Here is a 3,895-nt window from a genome sequence, read left to right as displayed (position 1 = left end):
CACTATTTCATAACTTTCACCGACCGCAAGGGAGGTTAAATCAACAGTAGTAGGCGCATCCCCATCAACTTCACTAATCCGTATAAATTCAAAGAATGCCGAACTAGGAGTTATCACATAGGCAGGAGGCTCTTTTTGTGGTTCTAAGTTGATTCCAATCCAAGCTTCAGAAGCACCATAACCAGGAGAGTAAATCGGGAGGTCACCTGTATAAACTTGCAAACTTTCTTTGTACAGCTGCATAGAACCCGTTGTGATACATTGTATGTAGGACAATTTCGGGAATATTCGAGGTAAAATTCCCTCGAATCCTTTTTCAAATTCAGTCCTTAGTACCTGGGCACGGTCTGGATTTGGCTTGAGTAAATTTTGTAAATCATCCCGTGTGGAAGCATCTAGTTCTAAGCTTTGATCAATTCTACCATACTGGATATCGTTGACCAATTGCTGCCACTCTTTTTCCAAGGTTTGTAGACCTTGTAATAAATTATAGGCAAAGTTACCCATGATGTATGCCAAATCTTGCTCTAGTAAACCAAACAGCAAATGGCAATAATAAGCACTGCGGTAATCCGATATTAAAAAGACGCTAGGAGGGCTAGTATATTTGAGACGTATAATAGTTTGAATAAACTTAGACTGTTTGATGCCTCCGCTACTACCTGCTCCTCGTGGAATCCCACTGGGTGTAAGCTTTAGTGGTTGTGCGTTGGATAAGGTAAGACCACGGCAATTGTTGGTGTTACCGTTCTTATTCAGATAGTAAGATTCTGTAAGTCCTACCACCGCTTGGATAACTTTCTGGAAGGCTGAGAACAGACGTTTGGTTCTGGGGATTAATTTGCCTTTACCGGTGGTTCCTGATGTTTCTTGAAATAGAATAATGGGCTCTGCTACCAGTTGATTAAACTTGCCGGTATTGGCAATATTATTAATAATATCTTGGTAGTCTTGATAAGTAGAAATAGGATGTGCTTTTCGGAAGTCTTTGACTGACTTAATCTCGGAAAATTTGTACCTTTTACCGTAGTCAGTGTCCTTCTGAAGCTTCAAAATATCCATCAGGACTTTAGTTTGAACTTTGGCAGCGTTTGCGGTGTCATTTTGTAACTTTTTTAGATTGCTTTTACTGAAATAATTCAATATTACTAGTAACAAGCGATCAGAAATTATATCGATTAGTTTTAGAGGGTGCTCTAGCATGATTTTTTCCTAACGCTTACTTTCAAAACGATTGAATTAGCGGCAAGTAGAGGAATGCTCAAATTCGGTTTTAACTTTTGGTTTTAACTTTTGGTTTTAACTTTTGCCACTAAGCGCGTCTAACACGACACCAGAAATGATTTTACTCCTTCAGGCAACACGAACCAAAATCTCTCCAGCAACTCGCTCCCCTGATTCCAACGCTGATTCCATACCAGGAGATGCGATCGCAGTATGTTCCCCAGCAAAGTGAATTCGATTCCAGGGTTTAGCCATCTTGTTCTGAAATCCGCGAATTTGTCCGGGGGCAAAGTGAGCATAAGCTCCCTGAGCATAAGGATCACTACCCCAGGAAACCACACGGGCTATCTCGACATTACCTTCAGTAGCAGGGCGAATTCGCTTCAGTTCAGCCTTGACAAATTGTCCTAATTCCTGTTCTGACATAGCATCTAACTTCTTAGCACTGGCTCCATTAGCCCAGCAGGTTAAGCTTTGGACTTCTCCAGAAGCATCCTTGTGTGGAAAGACCAGCTCTAACACAGAGTCTGTCCACATCCTGATTGGGTAACCGTCTTCTTCCCAGAACGGATTGGTAACAGAAACATGAACCTGTGTGACTATTGTATAGGGTAATTCCTGGACAGCCTCAGCCTGCGCCCCTTCCAAAGGAGGATCGATCTCTACCTGGCGCAGTACAGAAAAAGGCAGAGTACAGACAACGTAGTCAGCCTGGAAGGTTGAGCCATCGGAGCAGTAGACTTGAACACCAGTTTCCTGGCTGCGGATAGCTGTCACTACTTTCTTGGTTTGGACAACAGAGTTCAGAGATGCTGCCATCTGTTCAGGCAAGCGAGAGTTGCCGCCTTTGACATGCATCATGGTCTTGCTTAGAGTCTGTACTTGTTGGTCATTCTTGAATGCCCACAAGGCCGAGGCAGTTTCCAAGCTGTTCATTGAAAAAGGATAAACGTTCATCAGGCGAAGGGCTTCTGGAGATGCCCCTTGGGCAAGCATATAGTCATCTAGAGGGATATCTAGGTCAAAATGGGTCGGGGATCTCCATGCTGTAGCATCTTCCAAGGGATTATTGGGGTGGAGGTAATGGGTTAGCAAACGAGGTGGAACTATACTACGCTCGCTTTCTGCTAACTGATTCGCCATAGATTTAGACCAGTCTGGGGTCAATACAGATTGCCCATTAATATGGAGTAGCAGTGCCCTGTCCAACTGCTGAAGCGGTTCCACAGGTACTTTCAGCTTCTGGGCTAGAGTTAACAGGCGCTGGTATGTCTCGCTCAAACTCTGACCTCCGGCTTCTGGTTTACCCGGTAGGTCATCTAAGGTATAGATACGACCACCAACGCGATCGCGTGCTTCCAATACCGTTACCGAAATCCCCTTTGCCTCTAATAGCAACGCGCTATATAAACCGGAAAGACCAGCACCGATCACCACTACTGAGGTGGGCTTAATCGAAGCAGATGCAGCAATCTGTTTAGATGCTCGTCCTACCACGAGGGTGGCTAGGGCAGACTGAGCCATCCGACCCAGGAATTTACGGCGATTAAGACCTCTAGTAGTCATTAGTTTGTAGTGATTATTGCATTATTTGATTATTTTAATATTTCATTTTATTGTTTACTATTACAAACTGATCACATAGTTTAATTTTTATGTACTTGCCATGGTAGCAAGAAGACAATTTAGCAAAATTGTTGAGGAATTCTAATCAATTGAATTGAGAGACTTGAATGAGTAATACTCAGTCCACAGGATTGCCTCTTTGGGTGCAGGAAAGAGATACAGTTATCGCCAATGATGCTGGGGTTGAATGGCGAGAGGGCAAACGCCCTGATTATGCCCAAACTAATCAATTTCTTAAGAAAGGGAGTAAATTCAATCATCCAGAGGGGTCTTTGGAAGCGATCGCTCAAAACTTAGTCAGAACCTTCGAAATGGAAGCTTCCTATAAAGCTAATCCTGAGCAGTGGTTGTCTATTGTTGCCGACCAGTTTCGGATGAGCACTAACGGTGGACCAAAGTACAATGCCCAGACTGTTGCTGATATCGGAACATACAACGTATTTCTTGGGGATACGGAACACTATCGCTCCACAGAAGAAACCTTTGAATCATCCATAGAAATTTTCCATAAGGCTTTTCCTAATGGCTTTCTCTGGGAACTGATGGAAGTGCTTTCCGGACCTCCTAATGTCACCTTTAAGTGGCGGCATTGGGGGACGTTTAGCGGTTCTTTTAAAGGTCATGAACCCACAGGAGAAACCATAGAAGTTTTTGGCATCAGCATTGCTCGGGTTACTGAAGACTTGAAGATTGTCTCCTTGGAGCATTTCTTCGATAACAGTTTGTTTCTCAAGCAATTAACATCAGGCTGTCCCTTCCACTCTTAAAATTTAAATAATTCGTAAGCATTCAGCTAATGCGCTACGCCCACCCTTGGCCTGTGGCCACGCTGCTTGAGGTGCGAACAGCTTTCAGCTTTCAGCTTATGGGCGTAGCGTGGGCTTTGGCCAAGGGCTTTTTCCCAGACTTTCAATTCGATAAAATCTCACCTGAGTTCGACGTAACCCTGGAAGCCTTAATCTACCGTAGTTGCTCAAAGCCTGTATCCCCCATTGTTGCCTCAAGGGTTCCCGAAGCCTAGCCTGCTTAGGGCTAATCGCTTATA

4 protein-coding genes are annotated in these 3,895 nt (G+C 44.0%); 2 read left to right on the top strand and 2 right to left on the bottom strand.

Translation table 11 applies throughout. The annotated features are described in order from the left end of the window. Together F6K38_RS31855 and F6K38_RS31850 are read right to left on the bottom strand one after the other, a co-directional pair. Window positions 1-1,203, bottom strand: a 1,203-nt coding sequence (locus F6K38_RS31855) for a GH3 auxin-responsive promoter family protein (protein ID WP_287359060.1), incomplete at its 3' end; no start/stop codon positions are given. A gap of 150 nt (window positions 1,204-1,353) precedes the next feature. Beyond that, window positions 1,354-2,790 (bottom strand): flavin monoamine oxidase family protein, encoded by a 1,437-nt coding sequence (locus tag F6K38_RS31850; protein ID WP_287254298.1) that lies wholly within the window; start codon window positions 2,788-2,790, stop codon window positions 1,354-1,356. Between the two features lie 167 nt (window positions 2,791-2,957). Here F6K38_RS31850 and F6K38_RS31845 point away from each other — a divergent pair, with 167 nt between their 5' ends. Both F6K38_RS31845 and F6K38_RS31840 read left to right on the top strand, forming a co-directional pair. Then, on the top strand, window positions 2,958-3,617 hold the full coding sequence (locus tag F6K38_RS31845; RefSeq protein ID WP_287359057.1) for an ester cyclase: 660 nt from the start codon (window positions 2,958-2,960) through the stop codon (window positions 3,615-3,617). A 29-nt stretch (window positions 3,618-3,646) separates the two neighbouring features. Next, on the top strand, window positions 3,647-3,871 hold the full coding sequence (locus F6K38_RS31840; RefSeq protein ID WP_008181557.1) for a hypothetical protein: 225 nt from the start codon (window positions 3,647-3,649) through the stop codon (window positions 3,869-3,871). The last annotated feature ends 24 nt before the right edge of the window (window positions 3,872-3,895 follow it).

Origin of the sequence: Moorena sp. SIO3B2 (assembly GCF_010692525.1) — a bacterium.
GTDB lineage: Bacteria > Cyanobacteriota > Cyanobacteriia > Cyanobacteriales > Coleofasciculaceae > Moorena > Moorena producens.
The sequence above is the reverse complement of the archived record's forward strand: the minus strand, read 5'-3'. Positions and strand labels throughout refer to the sequence as shown.